This is a genomic window from Longimicrobium sp. (genome assembly GCF_036280135.1).
Classification (GTDB): Bacteria; Gemmatimonadota; Gemmatimonadetes; order Longimicrobiales; family Longimicrobiaceae; genus Longimicrobium.
The window spans coordinates 1-3,054 of sequence record NZ_DASURI010000368.1 but is presented as its reverse complement, the minus strand read 5'-3'; the positions used below and the strand labels follow the sequence as shown (position 1 = coordinate 3,054).

The following is a 3,054-nucleotide window of genomic DNA, read 5'->3' as shown; positions in this document are numbered from 1 at the left end:
CACGGGGCCTGCGGCCAACGGAGTCAACGGTTTGTTCGTTTCGATCCGTTGCCGTTGACCCCGTTGGCCGCGGGCCCCGTGTGAGAATGCAGTTCAGCCGGCCCGGAGGACGTGGAGGCGCGGACGCGGAGGGGGCCGGATGCGCCGCTCATCAATCGTCCGAAAGGTGCCGATACTGCGGGGTGAACCGGCTTTGCCCACACCCTTCATTCACCCGCAGCATGATCGCAGCACCAGCCCCCGCGGAGCAGCACGCCCCCCGGCCGGCGGGGGCGGACTGGGGACGCGTCGTCACGGCGGCGGCCGCCCTGCTCACCGCCGCCTACCTGGTGGGGCTGTACGCCGTGGATCCCGCGTCGCCCCTGCGCACGTGGATGAGCGACCTGGTGGCCCTGCCCGTGAGCGCCGCCACGGTGGCGCTGGCGTGGCGGGCCGCGCACGCGCCGGGGCTGCACGACGGCGCCCGGCGCGGGTGGCGGCGGCTGGCGGCGGCGTACCTGCTGTACGGCACGGGCCACGCGCTGTGGGCGTGGTACGACCTGGTGCTGCGCCGCCCACCCAACACCTCGTGGGCCGACGTGCCCTACCTGGCGTTCTATCCCGTCATGCTGGCGGCGCTGCTGGCGTTTCCCGCCGCGCGCCCGTCGCGGGTGGACCGCGCCAAGTTCTGGCTGGACGCCGCCGTGGTGGTGCTGGGCGCGGCCACCTTCATCTGGTACCTGCTCCTGCGCCCCATCGCCGGCCACGCGCCGGGGCTGGAGGCAGCCGTGGCCATGGCGTATCCCGTGTGCGACCTGCTGGTGCTCTTTGGCACGGTGGTGGTCTCGCACCGGCGCGCCGACGCCATGAGCCAGCCGCCCCTGCGGCGGGTGGTGGCGGGGCTGGGGATCTTCTTCGCGGCGGACCTGGCGTACGCGTTCAGCCTGGTGGCGGGGCACCGCTCCCTGCCCCGCGCCACCGACGCCGCCTGGGTGGTGGCCTCGCTGCTCATGCTGGACGCGGCGCGGCGGCAGTGGGACCTGGCCCACGCCACCCGCGGCGACGGCCGCCCCGTGCCCGGGGAGCCGCGGGTGCCCCGCGCGCCGTACCTCGCGGCCGCGGCCGTGTACGGGCTGCTGGTGTCGGCGGCGCGGCCGCACTGGAACCAGCCGCTGGGGGGGCTCATCCTGGCCGCCGTCCTCCTGACGGCCCTGGTGATCGCGCGGCAGGTGGCGGCCGTGCGCCAGAGCGAGCGGGCACAGCGGGCCGTGCGGCTCAGCGAGATGCGCTTTCGCGGCCTGGTGGAGCACTCGTCCGACGTCATCATGGTGCTGGACCAGCGGGGCGTGGTGAAGTTCGTGAGCCCGTCCGCGGGCCACGTCTTTGGCCCGCGGGCGCGCGACGCCGTGGGCACGCGGCTGGAGGCGCTGGCGCACCCGGACGACCGCGGGGCCGTGCGCGCGTTCGTGGCCCAGGGCGCCCTTCACCCCGGCCACCCCGTGGAGCTCACCTGGCGCATGGTGGTGGACGGCACCCGCTGCATCCACGTGGGCAGCGTGGGCACCAGCCGCCTGGGCGACGTGGCCGTGGACGGCATCGTCGTCAACTCGCGCGACGTGAGCGCGCAGGCGGCGCTGGAGGAGGAGCTGCGGGCCAAGGCGTTCCACGACGCCCTCACGGGGCTCAGCAACCGGTCCATGTTCACGGCCCGCGTGGAGGGCGCGCTGGCCCGGCGCAGGCGCACGCGGGGCACGGCCGCCGTGCTCTTCGTGGACCTGGACGACTACAAGAAGGTCAACGACTCGCTGGGCCACGCCGCCGGCGACCGCCTGCTGGTGGCCCTGGCCGGGCGGCTGCGCGCCTGCGTGCGCGAAAAGGACGTGGCCGCGCGCCTGGGCGGCGACGAGTTCGCCGTGCTGCTGGAGGACCTGGACGGGCCAACGGGCGCGCACACGGTGGCGGACCGCATCGTGGCCGCGCTGGGGCGGCCCGTGCTGCTGGAGGCCCGCCACGAGGTGCGGGTGCAGGCCAGCGTGGGCATTGCCGTGGCGCAGGACGACGACGGGCCCGAGGAGGTGCTGCGCAACGCGGACCTGGCCATGTACACGGCCAAGGAGCGCGGCAAGGGGTGCTGGGCGGAGTTCCATCCGCGCATGCACGCCAGCGCCCTGCGCCGGCTGGCCCTGGAAAGCGCCCTGCAGAACGCCCTGGAGCACGGCGGCTTCGCGCTGGCGTACCAGCCCATCGTGGACCTGGCGGACGGCGAGGTCATCGGCGTGGAGGCGCTGCTGCGGTGGGCGCACCCCGAGCTGGGCCCCGTCTCGCCCGCGGAGTTCATCCCCATCGCCGAGCAGACGGGGCTCATCGTCCCCCTGGGCGACTGGGTGCTGGCCGAGGCGTGCCGCACGGCGGCGGGGTGGGGCGGCGGGCGGCACCTGTCCGTCAACGTCTCCGGGCGGCAGCTGCTGGATCCCGGCTTCGCGCCGCGCGTGGCCGCCATCCTGGAGCGCACGGGGATGCCGCCCGCGCGCCTGGTGCTGGAGGTGACGGAGACGGTGATGATGGGCGAGGACGAGGCCGGCATCCGCGCGCTGGAGCAGCTGCGCGGGATGGGCGTGCGCGTGGCCGTGGACGACTTCGGGACGGGATACTCGTCGCTGCGCTACCTGCAGAGCCTGCCGCTGGACATCCTCAAGATCGACAAGGCGTTCGTGGACCAGCTCACGGGCGCCGAGCCCACGGCGCTGGTGGAGGTGATCCTGGCGCTGGGCCACGGCCTGGGGCTGCAGATGGTGGCCGAGGGCGTGGAGGTGCACGGCCAGGCCGAGATGCTGCGGATGATCGGCTGCCACGCCGCGCAGGGCTACTACTTCTCGCGCCCCGTCCCCGCGGAGCAGCTGGGCGGGCTGCTGGGCGTGCGTGAGTGCGTGAGTGCGTGAGTGCGTGAGTGCGTGAGTGCGTGAGTGCGTGAGTGCGTGAGTGCGTGAGTGCGTGAGTGCGAGAGTGCGAGAGTGCGAGAGTGCGAGAGTGCGAGAGTGCGAGAGTGCGAGAGTGCGAGAGTGCGAGAGTGCGAGA

Annotated in this window: 1 protein-coding gene; it reads left to right on the top strand. The window is 74.2% G+C overall.

The window, feature by feature from the left end:
- Positions 1-221 precede the first annotated feature (221 nt).
- Positions 222-2,918, top strand: coding sequence for a putative bifunctional diguanylate cyclase/phosphodiesterase (locus VFZ20_RS11555; protein ID WP_329684032.1), 2,697 nt, complete (start codon positions 222-224; stop codon positions 2,916-2,918).
- Positions 2,919-3,054 lie beyond the last annotated feature (136 nt).

Coding starts and splice junctions, on each gene's coding strand:
- VFZ20_RS11555 (WP_329684032.1), top strand. CDS start 222: ATGATCGCAGCACCAGCCCCCGCGGAGCAGCACGCCCCCCGGCCGGCG.